Source organism: Streptomyces sp. NPDC050509, assembly GCF_044457965.1.
Classification (GTDB): Bacteria; Actinomycetota; Actinomycetes; order Streptomycetales; family Streptomycetaceae; genus Streptomyces.
Genome location: NZ_JBITHL010000015.1, coordinates 25308 through 43700, shown reverse-complemented (window position 1 = coordinate 43700; position 18393 = coordinate 25308). Strand labels below are relative to the sequence as shown.

The window sequence follows — 18393 nt, the reverse complement described above, 5'->3', positions numbered from 1 at the left end:
GCGGACGGGGCCGAATACCGCGCCTATACCTCGCTTTCGGCTGCCCTGCGAGGGTATCCGACAGTAAGCGAATCATGTCCCAATGGGACATTTGGCGTGTACGATCGGGCGTATGAAGGTGATGAGGTGACCCGGCCGGAGACCGACAGGACCGCCGCCCCCGTCGAGGACGGCCGGCAGCGCAAGGCACGGCGCACCCGGGAGGCGCTCGGGGCCGCCGCCGCCGAGCTCATGCTGGAGCGGGGCCTGGCGGATGTCACCGTCGAGGCCATCGCCGAGCGCGCCGATGTCACCCGCCGTACGTTCAGCCGCCACTTCAGCGGCAAGGAGGACGCCGCCGTCGAGTCGACCCGTGTCGACGGCGAGCGCATCAACGACGCCCTGCGCGCCCGCCCGGCCGGCGAACCGCCCCTGGTGGCCTACCGGTCGGCCGTCCGTGAGTGGGTGTTCGACGAGGTGTGCCCCGGCGTGCACCGGCGCCCCCGCGGCCGGGAGCTCTTCGCCCTCATCGACCGCGAGCCCGCGCTGTTCGCCGCGTACGAGCGGGTGCGGATCGAGGCCCAGGAGGAGTCCGTACGGATCCTCGCCGACCGGCTCGGGGTGGACCCCGACCGGGACCCCCGTCCCGGGGTGGTCGTCGGCGCCGGTTCCGGGGTGCTGATCGCCGCGCTCCGGCTGTGGGCGCGCCGCGTGGACGAGGGCCCCGAGGGGCTGCCCGTGCTGGTCGAGCTGGCGTACGACGCGCTGGGCGCCGAGGCCGCGGCGAGGAAGGGCGACCCCTCAGGGGATTCCCCTTACCCGGGTGGCCAAAATCGTTTCTCCTTGTCCCGTTCGATTTATTGAGGCTGTCCAGGGCCCCGTCCGAGCTCGCCCCGGAACATCAGATTCCCCTCAACAAGGAATCTTCATACCCCCGCCAGAATCTCCTATTTGAGCGGAACTGCGATCTCGGACTGCGCGACGACGTGATCAACGCGGGTGCCGAGGTCGTCGACAGCGACGTCATCGTGGACGGCAACATCATCACCTGCGCACTGCTCGTACTACGGCTACGTGACTCCTCCCCCTCGTGAACGAGGGGGGCTTCTCGCTATGCCGGGTTGGCGTCGCGACGGACCAGCCCGGCCCGTAGAACGTTTAGGGCTCCCACCGTGTCCGCGTGCGCCTGGTGGCCGCACGAGACGCAGTGGAACTTCTCCTGTGTGGGCCGGTTCTCCGCTGAGACGTGCCCGCATTCGGGGCAGGTCCGGGAGGTGTCGCGGGGGTCCACGGCGATCACGTCCCGTCCGGCGCTTTCAGCCTTGGCGTGCAGGATCGTCAGGAACACCCCCCATCCGGCATCAGAGATCGAGTGGTTGAGACCGGCCTTCGACGCCGCCCCGTTGGGCAGAAAGCTGCCCGGCGTATCGGGGTCCGGCTTCGGCGCGGGGGCCTTGACCATGTTGCGGATCTTGAGGTCTTCATGCGCGATGAAGTCGTGTTCCCCGCACGAGGTCAAGCGCGGTCTTGTGGGCGTGGTCCAGGCGCTGACGCCGGACCTTTCGGTGAAGGTCAGCGACGCGCTGAACGGCGCGCTGTTGGTTCTTGGTGCGCTTGTCCCGGCGGACGCGGGGGAAACGAGACAGTGCCTGCTGCGCGGCTTCGAGCTTCGCGGCGGCCTTCCGGCCGTGGCGCGGGTTGGGAACGAACTCGCCGTTGGAGTCGGCGAGGAAGTTGGCTATGCCCATGTCGATGCCGACCACGCTGCCGGTTGCCAAAAGCGGTTCGGGCTGGGCTTGCTCGGCGGTCAGGATGACGTACCAGCGCTTACCCTCGCGCTTGACGGACACGGTCTTGACCTTGCCGACCACCGGCCGGTGCTGGTTGACCTTGACATGCCCGACACCTTGGAGGCGTACGCGGGTCTGCGGGTCGTGGGGGGTGGAGTCCCAGCGGCAGCCGTCGCCGTCCTTGGGGAAGTCCACGGTGTCGAACCAGTTCACGCCCCGGAACCTGGGGTATCCGGGTATCTCCCCAGCCTTCACGCGCCGGAAGAAGGCTTGGAACGCCTTGTCCAACCGTCGCAAGGTGGCCTGCTGGCTGGAGAACGACCAGCGGCCCTGACGCTCCGGGTCGAACGCCCGGATCTCCTTGAGCTGCGCGGACTGCTGCCCGTACTTGATGCTCATCTTGGAGGCGTGCCGGTAGGCGTCGCGGCGCTCCTGCAACGCGCCGTTGTACAGGGAGCAGTGATCGCGCAGCATCTCGCCGAGCGCGGCGGCCTGGCCCACGGTGGGCCGCATGAGGAACTGCTGAAGCGGTGCGAGGAGATCATGCGGGAGGTATGCGACAAGTTCGAGACGGAGCTACGCGAGTTCAACGGCGAGGCCGATCACGTCCACCTGCTCATCCACTACCCCCCGAAGATCGCCCTGTCCAAGCTGATCAACAGCCTCAAAGGCGTCTCCTCCCGCTACCTGCGGGCCGAGTACACCGGCCGGATCAACCCGATCGGGATGGGCTCCGTGTTCTGGTCCCGCTCCTACTTCGCAGCCTCCTGCGGCGGCGCACCGCTGACCGTGATCCGTCAGTACATCGAGCAGCAAAAACGTCCGCTCTAAGGCGTCGGTCAGAGCAGTCTCAGGATGCGTTTCCCTCCCCGGCTGAAGCCGGGGATACCCACGCAAGATCAGAGATGGCCCGGGTGCGCCGGGAGGGCAGCAGCCCTGCCCTCCCTGTGGTCCCCGGCGCCCTTCCCGCGGATGCCCGCGGGCGCGGACAATGGGTGGGCAACCTCCGGCCCTTCGGAAGGAACCGCCGTGCACAGCCGTGACGCCCACTCCTCACACGACCCGGGCCGCGCGCGCGGCCACGCGGCCGGTGACCGCCCGTTGGCGCGTACCGGCGGGCCGGAGTCGCCCATGCGCACCTTGCAGAACTCCGCGGGAAACAGGTCGGTGGTCCGCGCGATGTCCGCCCCGGGGGCGGGGGACCGGCAGCACGCGGGGCCCGTGACGCCCCTCCAGAGGGCGATGGGCTCCGCGCAGTCCGCGCAGTCCGCGCAGTCCGCCCAGTCCGCGCAGCCGGTGCAGAGGGCGGGGCTCAAACCCACGCCCGTGGGCGAGGCCGGAGGCTTCGGCGGCGCCCTCGACCCGGACGATATCCGGCTGCTCGGCGAGGCCGCGGGCCGGGTCCACGAAGTCATGGAGACGGCGCAGGCCGCCGGCAAAGAGGTGCTGCTCTACATCGGCGTCGGCACGGGCAACCCCGCGGCCGCCTGGGGCAACCCCACCAGCGGCGGCACCGGCGGGATCACCGAGGCGGACCAGCAGTCCCCGGGCTTCCTCGCCGAGGCCGGGGCGGCGGGCTACACGGTCATCGCCGTCAACTTCAACGTCGGGGAGGGGAAGGCGATCTCCGAGACCGGTGGCAACGGCCCCGTGGTGAAGATGTCGGTGCCCGCCCGGTTCCCGCTCGACGCGGACGGGAAGAAGGCGGCGGAGGGTCCCGTGGCGGCGCTCCACGCGGCTGCCGGGGCGGCCAGCCGCTTCGCCATCATGAACGCTGTCACGCAGGCCGACTACCAGCCTCTGATCGACCTGGCCAACGCCAAGTCGAAGGGCCAGTCCGCCTACCTGAAGTCGTACATGCAGGACGGCAAGACCAGCGCGTTCTCCCCGATGAACAAGAAGAAGGGGATGCACTCCGAAGGCGGCAAGTTCGGCTCGATGGGCGACGTCTTCGCCGCGGACCAGCAGTAGGCCGGACAGGTCCCAGGCCGGAGAGGGCCCAGGGCCGGACAACGGACCCCGGCGGGGCGCGGGGTCGGGGTGGTCCCACGCGATGACGGGTCCCCCTCACCGGCGGGTGAGGGGGACCCGTACGCTCACGCCTCCGGCGGTCCGGACGGCACCGCGTGGATCTCGACCGGCTCGTTGGTCGGTGCTCCGTCCGGGCCCGGAGACGCGGAGACCTGGGCCGCGAACGCGATCGCCCGCGCCTCGTCCTTCACGTCGATCACCCAGTAGCCGGCCAGGATCTTCTCGGCCGGGAAGTGAGGTCCGTCCGTCACCTCCGGGGCGCCGCCGGTCCGCGCGCGCACGGACTTGACGCCGCCCGGTCCGCCGAGCCCCTCGGCCTGGACGAACTCGCCGTTCTTCACGAGCTCGTCGTTGAGCCCGGTCATGTGCGCGTGCATCGCGCGCATGGTGTCCGGGGTGTAGCCGGCCATGTCGGCGTCCCAGGTCTCGCGGTTCCCGAAGAGCTGCACCATGTACTTCATGTCGTGACTCCCTTGTTCCGTACGGGGCTTGTGTCCGGGGCTTGTGTCCGGAGGTTCCGTCCGGGGCTTGTGAGGGGTTGACCGTCCCCGGCCCCGGAACTCATCGCACTCCGGGCAGGAAGTTGGCCGATCTCCCGGGCGGGAAGAGGGCAGATCTCCTCGGCCCGCCGAAGAGGAATTTCTCCGTCCGGGGATTGCGCGGTCATTCAGCGCACATTTCCGACCGTCCCCGAACGTACGGAACCGGCGTAATTCCTGGTGTGCCCGATCAGCCAGTTCCCGGGAAGTTCCCTGCCGAGTGCCAGCCGCATACCGAGAGCCGTGGCCTCCTCCGCCGACGCCGGATTCTGTCCCGTGACCAGGTTTCCGTCCCGTACGACATGAGGCGTGAAGGGCTCGCCCGACTCGTAATGCGCACCCCGCTCACGCAGCGCTTCGTCCAGGAAGAACGGCACGGTGGCGGCCAGCCCCGCCGCCTCCTCCTCGGCCCGGGAGAAACCGGTCACCCTGCGCCCCGCGACCAGCACACCGCCCCCGGCGTGGAAACGCGTCAGGAAGTCGGCCAGGCGCGGGTCCTCGGGGAGGTCGAGCATGGCGCCGTGGCCGCCCGCGATCAGCACGATGCCGAAGTCGGCGGGCCCGTAGTGGTCGGCCGTCGTCGTCGCGGCGAGGCGCTCGCGCACCGTGGCATCGTCGAGGAAGAGGCGTTGCGGCAGGTCGGAGCGGTCGACGCCGCCGATCTGCGGGGTGCCCTCGCGGGTGCCCGCGAAGGCGAAGTCCCAGCCGGCGGCGAGCAGGGCGCGCCAGGGGTACGCGGCCTCGGGCAGCCAGAAGCCCGCCTGACGGCCACTGGGCAGCCGGGCGACGCCGCTCACTACGATCAGCCCGCGCCGCGCCGGTCCCTCCCCGCGTGCCGTGCCCGCTCCGCTCTCTCCGGGCTCTTTCATATCCATTCCATTCTCCGAAGGGAGCTCACCGTAACGAATAGCTTCCATGAATTTCTCTATGGGGGCAATCGAACAGATTATTTGGCGGTCGGGATTCCCGGTGTCTACATTCGGTGAACGGAATCGCACACGGAAATGGAGAACGGTAATGGCCAAAAAGGTTCTGTTCGCGCTCACGAGCCATGGCGCCCTCGGCGACACCGGCCGGCCCACCGGCTTCTACGTCCCCGAGGTGGCCCACCCCGCCGCCGTGTTCCGCGCGGCGGGGTACGAGATCAGTTACGTCTCCGTCCAGGGCGGCGCGCCGCCGCGTGACGGGGTCGACCCCGACGACCAGGTGCAGGCCGCCTTCCTCGCCGACCCCGACACCGCCGCCGCGCTGTCCAGCACGGCCGCGCCCGGTGAGCTGTCCGCCGACGACTACGACGCCGTCTTCTACGCGGGCGGCCACGGCGCGATGTGGGACCTGCCCGGCTCGGAGGACCTGGCCGCGCTGGCCGCCGGGGTGTACGAGCGGGGCGGTGTCGTCGCCGCCGTCTGCCACGGGCCTGCCGGCCTGGTCAACATCCGGCTGGGGGACGGTTCGTACCTGGTGGAGGGCAAGCAGGTCTCGACGTTCACCAACGAGGAGGAGGCGGCGGTCGGGCTGACCGAGGTCGTGCCGTTCCTGCTGGAGAGCAGGCTCGCGGAGCGCGGCGCGAAGATCACCAAGGCGGGCAACTTCGCCGAGCACGCCGTCGCCGACCAGCGGCTGGTCACCGGCCAGAACCCGGCCTCGGCGCTGCGGGTCGCCGAGCTGGTGGTCGAGCAACTGGAGGCGCCCGCCGCCTGACCCGGCGCCGACCGTCCTGCCCAGCCCGTCCCGCCCAGCCGGACAGAGGAACCGGAGCAGGTCGACACGCGCTCCCCCATGTAAGTGGCCGCTTCTCGTGCTCTCGGGCACGAGAAGCGGCCGTACGTACGTATTCGCCGCGCCCTTACGGGTGTTTTCCGTCGACCGGACTGCGCGACCGCGACATTTCGCGCAGCATGGACACCAGACACCCGGCCTCCCCCGACCACCCCGCTGAGTGTCGGCACTGTCGACCGACGAGTACGACCACCACCCCGCCGAGCGCCGCGCGGGGCGAGCGCACAGGGGGACGGCCTTGACCATGGCGGTACAACTGAGCTGGCTGCGGACGGTTCGTGACCGTCTACCGTCTGGGCTCCTTCACCAAGGCGGCCCAGCGGCTCGAACTCTCCCAGCCCACCGTGACCCACCAGATCCGCAATCTGGAACGGGAGCTGGGCAAGTCCCTCTTCGACCGCATCCCGCAGGGCGCCCTCCCCACCCCCGCCGCCGAGACCCTGCTGCGCGAGGTGCAGGGCCCGGTCGACGCGCTCCGCACGGTGGTGGAGCGCCACTTCGGCGGTGCCCCCGACGGCCATCCGCTCTTCGTCGGCGGGCCGGTGGAGCTGATCACCTCGCGCGTCCTGCCCGCGGTCAGCGACCTCGTCGCCGACGGGCTGCGCCTCACCTTCGGTTTCGGCCTCGCCGACGACCTGCTGGGGCGGCTGATGAGCGGGGACTTCGACCTCGTCCTGTCGACCGTACGGCCCCGGCTGCGCGGCATCACCGCCACGACGCTGGTGGACGAGGAGTTCGCGCTCCTCGCCTCCCCGGAGCTGGCGAAGGACATCCCCCTCGACCGGCTCACGGAGAAGGAGGGCCCGGCCGTCCTCGCCAAGTACCCGCTGATCGCGTACGCCGAGTCCCTGCCGATCATCCGCCGCTACTGGCTCACGGTCTTCGGGTTACGGCCGACCGCGACGCCCTCCCTCGTCGTACCGGATCTGCGCGGGGCGCTCGCCGCGGTGAAGTCGTCCGCGGGCATCTCCGTACTCCCCAGCTATCTGGCGGCCGATGAGCTGGTGCGCGGCGAGGTCGTCAAGCTGCTGGAGCCCGAACTCCCGCCCATCAACACCTTCTACCTCGCCACCCGGGACGGGGATCTCAGCCGTACGGACCTGTCCCTGCTCCACGGGCAGCTCCTCATGAAAGCCCGCCTGTGGATGTGACGGCCTCACCGCCCACCCGCCTGTTACTCTTCGCTGCCAATTGATCGCTCAGTGTTGCCAAGGGGAGTGTGTGTGAAGGTCGCCTGCGTCGGCGGCGGGCCCGCCGGACTGTACTTCTCGATCCTGATGAAGCGGCAGGACCCGTCCCACGAGATCACCGTCTACGAACGGAACCCGGCCGGTTCGACCTACGGCTGGGGGGTGACCTACTGGGGCGGCCTCATCGAGAAGCTGCACACCCACGACCCCGAGTCCGCCCGCACCATCAGCGAGCGTTCGGTCCGCTGGAGCGACGGGGTCGCGCACGTGGGCGACCTCACGACCGTCCACCACGGCGACGAGGGCTTCGGCATCGGCCGCCGCGAACTGCTGGACATCCTCGCCGAGCGCGCCGTGGAGCTGGGCGTGCACATCGCGTACGAGCACGAGGTCACCGTCGGCCCCGACGACGCCGAACTGGCCGACGCCGACCTCGTCGTGGCCTGCGACGGCGTGAACAGCGGCCTGCGCGAGCGGCACGCCGACCACTTCGGTACGCAGGCCACGCCCGGCCGGAACAGGTACGTCTGGCTCGGCACCACCAAGGTCTTCGACTCCTTCACCTTCGCCTTCACGGAGACCGGGCACGGCTGGATCTGGGCGTACGGCTACGGGTTCAGCGAGCGGCACAGCACCTGCATCGTCGAGTGCTCCGAGGCGACCTGGAAGGGCCTCGGCCTCCACGAGACCGACGAGGCCGCCACTCTGGCCCTGCTGGAGAAGTTGTTCGCCGTACCGCTGGACGGACACGGTCTCATCGGTCGGGCCGACTCCGACGCCGGCCCGGCACAGTGGCGCACCTTCCGCACCCTCGCCCACCGCACCTGGTCCCGTGACCGCCTCGTCCTGATGGGCGACGCCGCGCACACCACGCACTATTCCGTCGGCGCGGGCACCACCCTCGCACTGGAGGACGCCATCGCCCTGGCGGGCGCGCTGCGCGACCACACGGAGCTGCCGACCGCCCTCGCCCGCTACGAGCGCGAACGCCGGTCCGCGCTCCTGCCCGTACAGAGCGCGGCCCGCTACAGCGCGCGGTGGTACGAGAACCTGACGCGCTACATCCACCTCCCGCCCGCGCACATGTTCGCCCTCCTCGGCCAGCGCCACTCCCCGCTGCTGCCCTACGTCCCGCCCGCGCTCTACTACCGCCTCGACCGCGCTGCGAGCCGCGTGACGGCCCTGCGCACCCTCAAACGCCGACTGGGCCCGAGGCTCGCCCGGGTACTCGCCCGCGGTCAGCAGGTCGTACGGAAGGGCAGGTCGGGGAGGTAGGTACGCCGGGCGGCCGGGGGCAGGCCGATCCTTGTTCGTGAAGGCCAGAGCAAGGGCCAGGACCGGGCCTTCCGCCGGGGCTCTGTAGGCCACACGCATCGTTGGCCTCCTGTGCCGTTGAGTGCAGTTGCCGGGCCCGTTCCGCCGGGCCCTGTCCCGTTGCGGCCGGTTGTTCCTTCGCCGGGAGTGCTCCCGTCCGGGACGGCCCGCCCGCACGCGGCTACGGTGGCACCGCTGCTGTCGTGGCCCACGCCGCGCGCGTCGGCGTACCGGTCACGATCCTCCGGCCCGGCGGCGCTGCCCGGTAGTCATGCCGCGCGGCGGCGCTGCCCGGTAGTCATGCCGCGCGGCGGCGTACAGCTTCAAGATTCCCGACTCGGCCCGGGACGGAAGGAATGCGCGGTGATCTCGGCACAGGCATGGTCGGACGCCGTGCGGTTGTGGGACTTCCACCAGATGCGCCACGAGCCACGCCCTTGCTCGGTCGCCGTCGGCCTCGGCAGCCATGACCTGAGCGTGGCCGATACCACTGTGGAGCTCTACCGGCGCGACATGGCCCCGCTGATCGTGTTCACCGGGGCGACCAGCCGTACGACACAGGGCCGCATGCCGCGCGGAGAGGCCGTCCACTACCGGGACCGCGCCCTCGAACTCGGCGTCCCCGAGCGGGTCGTGCTGGTGGAAGCGCGGGCACGCAACACCGGCGAGAACATCCGCTTCTCGCGAGCGCTGCTCGAAGACGCCGGGGTCGACGTCACGTCCGTGCTGCTGATCAGCAAGCCCTACGAGGAACGACGCGCGTACGCCACGGCGTGCAAACTCTGGCCCGGCGTCGAGTTCGTCAGCGCGTCCACGCCGATGACCTTTGCGGCGTACGTCGAGTCGATCGGGGAACCGCGCCTCGTGCTCGACATGCTCGTCGGCGCACTGCAACGACTGCTGGTCTACCCCGAACAGGGATTCATGACCACCCAGTCCGTGCCTCACGACGTGACAGCCGCATATGAACGGCTGTGCCGCGCTGGCTACACGAGCCGCCTCGTCCTCGGATGACTCGCCCGCGCTCAGCAGGTCGTACGGAAGGGCAGGTCGGGGAGGTAGGTGTGCCAGGCGGTCGGGGGCAGGCCGCCCCCGGCGCGGGCGCAGACCGCCTCCGCCGTGCGGGGCAGGCCGAGGTCGTATGTGCGCAGGGTTCGGCGCGGGGTCGTGACATGGAGGCGTCCGGCGGGGCCGTGGCCGGTGAAGGCCAGGGCCAGGACCGGGCCTTCCGCCGGGGGGAGCGGTGCGCCGCCTGAGCCGGGGGCCGAGGTGTCCCAGAGGCGCAGGGAGCCGTCCGGGCCGCCGACGGCGACCGTACGGCTGTCGGGCGAGAATGCGAGCGACGTCCGGGCGAGCCCTGACACCCCGGGGGTCAGTGCGGCGAGCAGCCGTCGGCCGGCGCGGCGAAATGGTCAAGGTCATGGGCCAGTTCACCGGGGCGCACGGCCGGTTCATGTACCACTGCCACCTGTTGGAGCACGAGGACATGGGCATGATGCGGCCGTTCACCGTCATGCCCCGGGAGGTGCTGGTCTTCGACCATCACCAGCCGGGTCACGGCGGCCACTGACACCACGTCCACACCGGACGGCGCATAGGCGCCGGGCGCTGCTGCCCACCCCCGTGAGGCAGCGGCGCCCGGCGCTTTCGCGATCCGGGGCCGTTGTTGTCGTACCGGCGAGGACGATCCTGTAGGTGAGGCGGGCGGAAGTCAACTATCGTGGATTAACGGTTGTGGTGGAGGCGGAGATTCACGGTTTCTTCTGGCTTTTGCCCCGTTTTTTCACAACGATCGTGTAAATCGATCGAGTGGTGAGATCCCCGCCGAGGGTCGAAGAGTTCTATAGTCCGACCCATGGCCACCACCGATTCTCCACACTCAGAAGCGTCGGCCCCCCGTCCCGGCGAGGGTGGGGAGACGGCGTCGTCGGAGCCCCTGGACTTCGCGGCCCGCTTCCGGCGTGTGATCTCGGTGATATACCCGAAGGACCTGGGCCGTCCCTGGCGTGACTCGGAGATCGCCGAGGGGACGGGGCTGAGCGGCACGTACATCGGCAACCTCCGCAAGGGCAGCCAGAAGCCCAGCCTGGAGAACGCGGTGAAGATCGCCAAGTTCTTCGGCGTCCCGCTGGACTACTTCAGCGACTCCGCCACCGCCCAGGCCGTGGAGCGCGACCTGCGGAAGATCGAGGCGCTGCGGGACGCCCGGGTGGAGCGCATCGCGATGCGGGCGGCCGGACTGCCTCCGGCGATGCAGGACGCGGCCCTTACGGTGGTGGAGCAACTGCGCAAGGCGGTCGGGCTGCCCCACGGTCACACGGAGGACCGTTCCGACGACCGTCAGGACGGCCGGCCCGATGTCCGTTCCGACGACCGTCAGGACGGCCGTTCCGATGTCCGGCCTGATGTCCGGTCCGACATCCGTTCCGACATCCGTTCCGAGGAGTGACCGACAGCGGGCGAACCCCTCTGGGACACTGGCGCCTTGCCGGAACGGGCGCCGACGCCGAGGTCGATGGGGAGAGCGTGGGAGATCTTGGGCGCACCCGCCGCCGCATGCGGGCCATGGTCAGAGAGCTGGATCTGCCGAGGACACGCACCGTCGAGGAGCTCTGTACGGCGGTCGCCGACCGGACCGGCCGCCAGGTCCGACTGGTGCCGCGCCGGATGCGGGTGGGGGAGCCTTCGGGGTTCGTCGAGCGCCGCGCCGAGGCCGATCTCGTCCACTTCGAGCAGGAGACCTCGTCCCTGCACCAGGCCCACATCATCTGCCACGAACTCGCCCACCTCCTGTGCGGGCACCTCGCCGAGGCGCCGTCCGCCGACGAGGAGGCGGCTGAGGTGGACCTGCCCACCCTCGACCCCGACCTGGTCAGGCTGGTCCTCGGCCGTTCGCACTACGACGAGGCGGCCGAGGAGGAGGCGGAGATCCTGGGCGCGGAGCTGACGCGTACCCTCGTACTGGCCCCCGGCGCCGGGACGACATCCCAACTGGCGCCGGCGATGGAACACCGCAAAGGACAGCATGTCTGACATACGGGCGCATACGGGCACGGGATGTCAGGCATAGCTGACATATCCCACATAGGCGCGGCCGGCCCGGCTCTCGGGGCGCCGCCGATACCCGAGGCGCCGTTCAATCTCGTCTACCTCGGCATCGGTACGGTCGCCTGGGTCGTCGCCGCCCTGAAGATACGGGCCTGGCGCCGCGACCCGAGCCCGGGACTGCTCGTCGTCGCCCTGTCGATCGCCTCGCCCGCGACCGCGTTCGTCGTCGCCGCCCCGGTCGTCTACCGGCTGGTCGACCGGCTCGCGCACCGCCCCAATCTGGCCACGCTCTTCGTCTATCTCGGCATCATGGGGTTCTCCGCCGCCGCCGTGGTGCTGGCGCGGATGTGGACCCCGCCCGAGGACCGCGTCGACGCGCGGGTGTGGGACGAGGCGGCCGTGGAGACCTGGCGCCCGGTACGGGTACGCCTCTCGGTCTTCGCCGTCCTGGTCGCCGCGATGATCGTGCTCTTCTTCGCGGGCGGGGCCACGAGCCCGGAGACCCCGCTCACCTTCGACACCACCTTCGCCACGAACCCGTCGATCGCGCTCTTCCTCGTCCTCTACCAGGGCCTGTTCGGCTTCGCGCTGATCGACATCGGCCGCGTCTGCCTCCGCCACGCCGCCGGACTGCCGGAAGGGCCGCTGCGCCGGGGGATCGGGAAACTCGCCGTCGGGGCCTTCGTCGCCTGTGGATACGGCGTCAGCAAACTCGTCGCCATCGGTACCGCCGCCGCCGGGATCACCGGTACGGAGTGGCTGAGCACCGCCCTCGGCCCGGCGTTCGCCGCGCTCGGCGCCGTCCTCATCACCACCGGGTTCGCCGGGCCCGCCGTCGCCGCCTGGATCCGCAGGCGCCGCGACTACCAGGCCCTGCGCCCGCTGTGGGACCTCGTCTACCGGGCGGACCGGCGGCTCGCCCTGGAGGCGCCGCCGTCCGCCTGGACCGAGCGGCTGGCCGTACGCGACCTGGAGTGGCGCACCGCGCGGCGCGGACTGGAGATACGGGACGGCCAGTTGACGCTGCGCCCCTGGGTCACCCCCGCCGTGGTCCCCGCCGCGACCGCGCTCGCCGAGCGGGACGGTCTGGACGACGCCGACCGGGCGGCGCTGATCGTGGCCACCGCCCTGCGCGGCGCCGTGGAGGCGCTGAACGCGGGGACGCCGCCACGCCCCCGAGAGGACCAGGCCCCGCTGCCGGGGCTGGACGCGGAACCGGTGGAGGAGCGGGCGCATCTCGTGCGGGTCGCCCGCCATCTGTACGCGCCGCTGACCGGCGAGGCGCTGGCCGCCGCCACGGCGACGGAGTGAGTGAGGATGACGGAGATCCACGAGACGACGGACGGGACACGGGCGCTGGGGGAGGCTCCTGGTAAGGGTGACGCCTTCGCGCGGCTCGTGCTGGAGACGATGCCGGAGGAGTCCCGCGTCGGGCTCACCCTGGGCTTCGTCCGCACCTTCGGCATTCCCGGCATCGCCCGGGTCCTGCACTCCACGGGCCGGATGACCGACGAGCCGCGCGGCCGGGCCAAGGCGACCGGGGTGGCCATGTTCGCCCTGATCGGCCAGGGGGTGGCGAGCGCCGAGGGCCGGCGGATCGTCGAGGGGCTGCGCCGGATCCACGACCGGCCCGACATCACACCCGAGTTGATGCGGTACGTCCTGGCCTGCTTCACCGTCTGCCCGCTGCGCTTCATCGACGACCACGGCCACCGCGCGGTGACGGACGAGGAGCGGGACGCGGCGTACGCCTTCCACCTCGGTCTGTCCGACGCGCTCGGCCTGTCCGAGGACGCGGAGGACACCGGCCACACCGGCGACGGTACGGAGGATACGGAGGGTACGGCTCCGGGCGGCGCGGGGCTGGCCGGTGTCGAGCGCTGGATGCGCGCGTACGAGAGCCGTCACTTCGCGCCGAGCCCCGAGGGCGGCGCGCTCTGGGCGGCCACCAGCAAGGGGCTGCTGGCGGCCCGGCTGCCCCGGCCCCTCGCCGCGCTCGCCCCGGCGGTGGCCGCCTCGCTGCTGGACGAGCCGCTGCGTACGGCACTGCGGGTACGCCGCGCGCCCGCGCCCGTACGCGCCCTGGTCACGGCGGCCCTGCGCGCCCGGGCCCGCGCCCGCCGGCGCCGTACAACCGCCTGACGTAACACACCTGACGGCGCGGTGGGCGGGGAAGCCCACCGCGCCGCACATGGCCCGCCCCTGACGGATCAGGAAGCCGTGCAGGCCCCGACGGTGGGGGCCGACCACTCCCCGTTCGCCATGACCGTGAAGCCGAAGCTCGTCGTCGCCCCGGCCGCCAGCGTGCCGTTGCCGTTCGGCTTCATCGTCATGACGCTGCCGCTGCTGTCCCAGGAGGGGGTGCCGTTCCAGGTCGTGGAGACCTTCTGCGGCGCGCGTACGGTCACCCCCACCGTCCAGTTGGTGATGGCCGAACTCCCCGCCGTCACCGTCACCCTGCCGTTGAAGCGGTCACCCCACCGCTCCGTCTCGGAGTACGTCGCGGTGCAGGCCTGACTCCCTCCGCCGCCCCCACCGCTGCTGGAGCCGCCGAGCGCCGTCAGCACCGAGGTGTACGCGGGCTTCTTCGCGTAGTTGCCGTCGAACAGCAGCGGCGTCCCGCTCGCCCGCCACGAGTACTTGTCGGTCACGCCCCACACCGTGATGCCGGTGCAGCGGGAGACGGCCAGGCACGCCTGGACGACGCGCCGGTAGCTGTCCGCCTGGGCCGTGCCGGAGCCCTCGATGTCCAGCTCGGTGATCTGCACGTCGACGCCCAGGTTGGCGAAGCGCTGGAGGTTCTGCTGGTAGTCGCCCGGCACCGGGGACTGGGCGTTGAAGTGCGACTGGAAGCCGACGCAGTCGATGGGCACACCGCGCGCCTTGAAGTCGCTGACCATGGCGTAGACGGCATTGCTCTTCGCGTTCTGGCCGTCGGTGTTGTAGTCGTTGTAGCAGAGCTTGGCGGCGGGGTCGGCGGCGCGAGCGGTGCGGAACGCCTCCTCGATGAACCCGTTACCCAGCTTGTCCTGGAACGGCGAGCTGCGCCGAGCGCCCGAACTGCCGTCCTGGAACGCCTCGTTCACCACGTCCCAGGAGTGGATCTTCCCCTTGTAGTGCTGGGCGACCTGGGTGATGTGGTTGTTCATCGCCGTCCGCAGATCCGCGGCGGCCAGCGAGCCGACCCAGCCGGGGAGCTGGGAGTGCCACACCAGTGTGTGGCCCCGGATCTTCATGCCCTTGCTCTGCGCGTGGCTGACGATCTGGTCGGCGGCGCCGTAGTTGAACGAGTTGCGGGAGGGGTCGAGGGCGTCCCACTTCATCTCGTTCTCGGGCGTGACGCTGTTGAACTCCTGGTTCAGCGTGGACACGTACCCCGACTCGCCGAGGTGGTTCGCGGCGACGGCGGTGCCGAAGTACCGCCCCTTCTCGGCCGCCGACGCACCGAGCGTCGTCGCGGCGCTCGCGGACGGGGCGGAGGCCAGGACGGCGACCACGAGGGTGGCGGCCAGTAGAGCGGTCGGGCGTGCCACGGCGAGCAGACCTCTGTTCTGCGACGTACCGATCACGCTTCCTCCTTGGAGGTTGTCGAAACATGCGGCTCCCCGGGAGGCCCCCACAACCGGCCCGAGACGGTTGGCGCTTTCGTAAAGTCAAGCAAAACTTTCGAAACGCGCAAGGGGGTGCGACAGAGTTGCGTCGAGGTCGCGTGCGGGGCACGAGCGGCGCCGACCGCCGCCGACCGCCGCCGGTCGCGTCAGTTCACATAAACCTCGGCACGGTCGACGCTCACGAAGGAGGCCCCGGACTGGGAGTTGTGCTCTCCCGTCACCCGGACCCGCAGGGTGTGGCTGCCGTGAGGAAGCCGTGGACTGGTGTACTGCACGGCCTCACCGACGCGGATCGCGTTGTGGAAGTCCACCCGCTGCTCCGGACCGCCGTCGACGCTGATGGCCGCGTAACCGTTGCCGGTGTCCTTGACGGAGAGCAGGACGATACGGGTGCCGGTGAAGGTGAAGACCGCCGTGGCGCCCGCCCGGTCGCTCCAGTGGTCGTCGCTCCAGAAGCACTGCGTGGCGCAGCCCGACCCGGAGTTCCAGGCGCCGGTGTAGGCGACGCCGCCGGGGCCGCCGGAGCGGCCGTCGTCGTTGATCCAGTAGTTGCCGGACCCGGGGTCGCCGGAGGGCAGGTTCTGGGTGGCGCCCATGGCGAGCGGGCGGCCGAAGTCGGGGCTGCCGTCGGCCCGCCAGGTGAACTTCTGCGCCCGCGTCGTGCGGTTGCTGTAGGTGTTCACCGACGTGGACTTCGCGTGGTAGACGATCCAGTCCTCCGTGCCGTCGGGGGACCGGAAGAAGGCGTGATGGCCCGGCCCGAACACGCCCCGGTCGTCGGCCCGCGAGAACACCGCGCCCTGGTGCTGGCGCCAGTTGCCCGGTACGAGCGGGTCGGCGTCCAGCGGCATCGACATCATCCAGACCTGGTAGTCCGGTTTGCCGGTGTCACAGGCGGAGTAGGTCATCCAGACCCGCCCGTTGCGGTACAGGAACTCCGGTCCCTCGCGCACCTCGGGGCAGCCGCCGGCACCGTTGAGGGCGACGGCGTTGCCGGAGACGGTGTACGGGTTGGACATCGGGGCGATGTTGAGCCCGTTGTGCTGGTACTGGTTGATGCCGCTGTACGCGAGGTAGAGCCGGCCGCCCAGTTGGAGGATGCCCGCGTCGATGGCGAAGTCGTTCGCGTGGTTGGGCGGGGCGAGTTTCGCCTTGAAGTGGTACGGACCGGCGGGGTCGTCGCCCTCCGACTCCAGGACGTACAGCCGGTGGTGGTCGTCGACGCCGTCGTCGGCCGTGTAGTAGAGGTACCAGCGGTCGCCGAAGCGGTAGAACTCCGGTGCCCAGATGTTCCGGTTACGGGACGGGTCGGTGTCCGTCCAGACGGTGACCGGGGCTGCGGTCATCAGCGTGCCCAGGGACGGGGAGCGCCACATCCGGATGGCGTTGCCCTGGGTCGTCGTGAGGTAGTAGTTCCCCTTCCAGTGCGTCGTGAAGGGGTCGGGGCCGGTGTTGAGGGGGTTGCGGAACGTGCCGGCGGCGGCGACGCGCGGCGCGGCACGGTCCGCGGGTGACGCCGCGCCGGCCGGGGCGGTGAGCGCGGGCAGCAGGGCCACGACGAGCCCGAGGAGGGCGGCGACGAGCAGGGCGGTGCGCGCGCGGGGCGGCCTGGTGGGGCTGGGAAGGTGGCTGGGAAGCACGGGGGGTCCTTTCCGCCGTTCTTCATATCGGTGCGCCTGTGCACCGACGCGCCTTTACATCGATGTAATGGCGAGCCGTCACGCTAGGCAGGCGCCGTGCTCATGTCAACGGTCGGGGCAACGGTTCGGGGAGCCCCGGCGCGGAGAGCGACGTGGCCGACCCGCGCCGGCCGACGCGCCGTACGGGCCGGGGCGGTCGGGGCGGCCTGGGTCAGCCCGGGTCAGCCGGGGCGGTCGGGTCAGCCCGAGGCGGTCGGGGCGGTCGGGGCAGCCGGGTCGGCCGGGTCAGCCGGGGTCAGACGGCGGCGGGCCGCCAGCCGAGCGCCGGGCCGAGCCCGGTGGCGATGTCGGTGAGGATCTGGACGTAGTCGTCGTGGTCGAAGGTGAACGGCAGGGCGAACGCCACTTCGTCGACCTCGCGGAACGCGGCATGGGCCCGCAGCCGCTCGGCGATCTCCGCCGAGGAGCCGACCAGATCGGGCGCGAACATCAGGCGCGCGGGACCCTGGGGAGTGGTGGTGCGCGGCAGGCGTGTCCGGGCGTACTCCTCGTACTTCGCGCGCTGCGCCGGCGAGGCGGAGTCCGTCGGGATGACGACGAGTCCTTGCGAGACGCGGGCGCGCTCGCCGTCGGGGTGGTGGGCGCGGAAGGCCCGGATGTGCGAGAGCTGGATCTCGGCGAAGTCCGGGGACTCCTCGGGGCCTTCCGGGGTCCCGGTGGGCCCGTCAGTCTGCTCGGTGGGTCCGGTGGGCTCCGCCTTCACGACGCTGCTGGTCAGGAAGTTCATCCCGTTCTCGCCGGCCCACCGGGCCGACCGCAGGCTGCCGCCGCCGTACCACATGCGCGCCCCCAGACCGGGGGAGTGCGGCTGCACCCGGTCCGAGAAGGACTCGAAGCCCTGGACGCCGCTGAAACCGCTGGCGGGTTCGCCGCGTACGAGGTCCAGCAGCCGCCGCGCCCGTGCGTGGCCGAACTCCTCGGCGTCGGCGGTGTCCGGGTAGAGCGCGTCCTTGACCTGGTCGTAGTGCATCGGCGGGCCCACGCTGACCCCGGGGTTGAGCCGGCCGCCGGAGAGGATGTCGACGGTCGCCAGGTCCTCGGCGAGCCGCAGCGGGTTCTCCCAGCCGAGGGGGATGACCGCCGTGCCCAGCTCGATCCGGCTGGTGCGCTGCGAGGCCGCCGCCAGCAGCGCGACGGGCGAGGAGATGCCGTACTGGAGGTGGCGGTGGCGCACCCAGGCGCTGTCGAACCCCAGCCGCTCGCCCAGCTCGATGATCTCCAGCGTGGACTCGTGTCCCGGGCGGGGATCGGCGCCGTCGAACAAGCCGATCGTCAGGAACCCCAGCTTCCGTAGCTTCATGCCGGGCCGAACAACGCGGCGTCCCCGATTCATTCCGTACGCGGACCTCTCGCTCCCAATTTCCTTTACAGGGTGGGAACTTGTCGTCTCGCATACGATCGTCCGCGTGTGC

Annotated in this window: 17 protein-coding genes and 2 pseudogenes; 12 read left to right on the top strand and 7 right to left on the bottom strand. The window is 70.9% G+C overall.

The features are described from left to right. Window positions 1–126: 126 nt before the first annotated feature. Window positions 127–843, top strand: coding sequence for a TetR/AcrR family transcriptional regulator (locus tag ACIBJC_RS33245; RefSeq protein ID WP_399298948.1), 717 nt, complete (start codon window positions 127–129; stop codon window positions 841–843). Window positions 844–1090: 247 nt separating this feature from the next. Here ACIBJC_RS33245 and ACIBJC_RS33240 read toward each other — a convergent pair. Further along, a pseudogene (locus ACIBJC_RS33240) lies at window positions 1091–2282 on the bottom strand (RNA-guided endonuclease InsQ/TnpB family protein). A 30-nt stretch (window positions 2283–2312) separates the two neighbouring features. Here ACIBJC_RS33240 and tnpA point away from each other — a divergent pair. Together tnpA and ACIBJC_RS33230 are read left to right on the top strand one after the other, a co-directional pair. Further along, window positions 2313–2600: an IS200/IS605 family transposase gene (gene tnpA, locus ACIBJC_RS33235; RefSeq protein ID WP_399298946.1), complete on the top strand. Its 288-nt coding sequence runs from the start codon at window positions 2313–2315 to the stop codon at window positions 2598–2600. 198 nt (window positions 2601–2798) lie between these two features. Then, on the top strand, window positions 2799–3740 hold the full coding sequence (locus ACIBJC_RS33230) for a hypothetical protein (RefSeq protein WP_399298944.1): 942 nt from the start codon (window positions 2799–2801) through the stop codon (window positions 3738–3740). A 125-nt stretch (window positions 3741–3865) separates the two neighbouring features. On the opposite strand, the gene ACIBJC_RS33225 is transcribed toward ACIBJC_RS33230, so the two are convergent. Both ACIBJC_RS33225 and ACIBJC_RS33220 read right to left on the bottom strand, forming a co-directional pair. Further along, window positions 3866–4261 carry a YciI family protein gene (locus ACIBJC_RS33225; protein WP_399298942.1) on the bottom strand — a complete coding sequence of 132 codons (396 nt, stop codon included), beginning with the start codon at window positions 4259–4261 and terminating at the stop codon, window positions 3866–3868. Between the two features lie 206 nt (window positions 4262–4467). Further along, complete coding sequence (locus ACIBJC_RS33220) at window positions 4468–5208, bottom strand: type 1 glutamine amidotransferase domain-containing protein (protein ID WP_399298940.1); 741 nt, start codon at window positions 5206–5208, stop codon at window positions 4468–4470. A gap of 148 nt (window positions 5209–5356) precedes the next feature. On the opposite strand from ACIBJC_RS33220, the gene ACIBJC_RS33215 reads away from it, so the two are divergent. The 4 genes from ACIBJC_RS33215 to ACIBJC_RS33200 all read left to right on the top strand — a co-directional run bounded on the left by ACIBJC_RS33215 (window position 5357) and on the right by ACIBJC_RS33200 (window position 9636). After that, a complete protein-coding gene (locus tag ACIBJC_RS33215; RefSeq protein WP_399298938.1) occupies window positions 5357–6040 on the top strand; it encodes a type 1 glutamine amidotransferase domain-containing protein in 684 nt (227 codons plus the stop codon). A gap of 356 nt (window positions 6041–6396) precedes the next feature. Further along, window positions 6397–7269 (top strand): LysR family transcriptional regulator, encoded by an 873-nt coding sequence (locus ACIBJC_RS33210; protein WP_399298936.1) that lies wholly within the window; start codon window positions 6397–6399, stop codon window positions 7267–7269. A gap of 72 nt (window positions 7270–7341) precedes the next feature. Next, window positions 7342–8583, top strand: coding sequence for an FAD-dependent monooxygenase (locus ACIBJC_RS33205; RefSeq protein WP_399298935.1), 1242 nt, complete (start codon window positions 7342–7344; stop codon window positions 8581–8583). Between the two features lie 402 nt (window positions 8584–8985). Then, window positions 8986–9636, top strand: coding sequence for a YdcF family protein (locus tag ACIBJC_RS33200; RefSeq protein WP_399298933.1), 651 nt, complete (start codon window positions 8986–8988; stop codon window positions 9634–9636). Between the two features lie 11 nt (window positions 9637–9647). Here ACIBJC_RS33200 and ACIBJC_RS33195 read toward each other — a convergent pair whose 3' ends face one another. Next, entirely contained in the window at window positions 9648–9986 is a 339-nt protein-coding gene (locus ACIBJC_RS33195; protein WP_399298931.1) for a WD40 repeat domain-containing protein, read from the bottom strand. Window positions 9987–10027: 41 nt separating this feature from the next. On the opposite strand from ACIBJC_RS33195, the pseudogene ACIBJC_RS33190 reads away from it, so the two are divergent. From ACIBJC_RS33190 to ACIBJC_RS33170, 5 genes and pseudogenes are all read left to right on the top strand, one after another. Continuing rightward, window positions 10028–10192, top strand: a pseudogene (locus ACIBJC_RS33190) (multicopper oxidase domain-containing protein); the annotation flags it as partial. A gap of 285 nt (window positions 10193–10477) precedes the next feature. After that, a complete protein-coding gene (locus ACIBJC_RS33185; RefSeq protein WP_399298929.1) occupies window positions 10478–11071 on the top strand; it encodes a helix-turn-helix domain-containing protein in 594 nt (197 codons plus the stop codon). A 77-nt stretch (window positions 11072–11148) separates the two neighbouring features. Continuing rightward, entirely contained in the window at window positions 11149–11655 is a 507-nt protein-coding gene (locus ACIBJC_RS33180; RefSeq protein WP_399298927.1) for a ParH-like protein, read from the top strand. Window positions 11656–11679: 24 nt separating this feature from the next. Then, window positions 11680–12981: an MAB_1171c family putative transporter gene (locus tag ACIBJC_RS33175; protein WP_399298925.1), complete on the top strand. Its 1302-nt coding sequence runs from the start codon at window positions 11680–11682 to the stop codon at window positions 12979–12981. Window positions 12982–12987: 6 nt separating this feature from the next. After that, entirely contained in the window at window positions 12988–13812 is an 825-nt protein-coding gene (locus ACIBJC_RS33170; protein ID WP_399298923.1) for an oxygenase MpaB family protein, read from the top strand. 68 nt (window positions 13813–13880) lie between these two features. Here ACIBJC_RS33170 and ACIBJC_RS33165 read toward each other — a convergent pair whose 3' ends face one another. The 3 genes from ACIBJC_RS33165 to ACIBJC_RS33155 all read right to left on the bottom strand — a co-directional run bounded on the left by ACIBJC_RS33165 (window position 13881) and on the right by ACIBJC_RS33155 (window position 18281). Further along, window positions 13881–15182 carry an endo-1,4-beta-xylanase gene (locus ACIBJC_RS33165; protein WP_399299211.1) on the bottom strand — a complete coding sequence of 434 codons (1302 nt, stop codon included), beginning with the start codon at window positions 15180–15182 and terminating at the stop codon, window positions 13881–13883. 245 nt (window positions 15183–15427) lie between these two features. Further along, window positions 15428–16921 (bottom strand): family 43 glycosylhydrolase, encoded by a 1494-nt coding sequence (locus ACIBJC_RS33160; protein WP_399298921.1) that lies wholly within the window; start codon window positions 16919–16921, stop codon window positions 15428–15430. A gap of 295 nt (window positions 16922–17216) precedes the next feature. Next, complete coding sequence (locus ACIBJC_RS33155) at window positions 17217–18281, bottom strand: LLM class flavin-dependent oxidoreductase (RefSeq protein WP_399298919.1); 1065 nt, start codon at window positions 18279–18281, stop codon at window positions 17217–17219. Window positions 18282–18393: the final 112 nt, after the last annotated feature.

Excerpts from the sequence above, each read along its gene's own strand:
- tnpA (WP_399298946.1), top strand. The coding sequence starts at position 2,313 with ATGCGGGAGGTATGCGACAAGTTCGAGACGGAGCTACGCGAGTTCAAC.
- ACIBJC_RS33225 (WP_399298942.1), bottom strand. The coding sequence starts at position 4,261 with ATGAAGTACATGGTGCAGCTCTTCGGGAACCGCGAGACCTGGGACGCC.
- ACIBJC_RS33220 (WP_399298940.1), bottom strand. The coding sequence starts at position 5,208 with ATGAAAGAGCCCGGAGAGAGCGGAGCGGGCACGGCACGCGGGGAGGGA.
- ACIBJC_RS33215 (WP_399298938.1), top strand. The coding sequence starts at position 5,357 with ATGGCCAAAAAGGTTCTGTTCGCGCTCACGAGCCATGGCGCCCTCGGC.
- ACIBJC_RS33185 (WP_399298929.1), top strand. The coding sequence starts at position 10,478 with ATGGCCACCACCGATTCTCCACACTCAGAAGCGTCGGCCCCCCGTCCC.
- ACIBJC_RS33175 (WP_399298925.1), top strand. The coding sequence starts at position 11,680 with ATGTCAGGCATAGCTGACATATCCCACATAGGCGCGGCCGGCCCGGCT.
- ACIBJC_RS33170 (WP_399298923.1), top strand. The coding sequence starts at position 12,988 with ATGACGGAGATCCACGAGACGACGGACGGGACACGGGCGCTGGGGGAG.
- ACIBJC_RS33155 (WP_399298919.1), bottom strand. The coding sequence starts at position 18,281 with ATGAAGCTACGGAAGCTGGGGTTCCTGACGATCGGCTTGTTCGACGGC.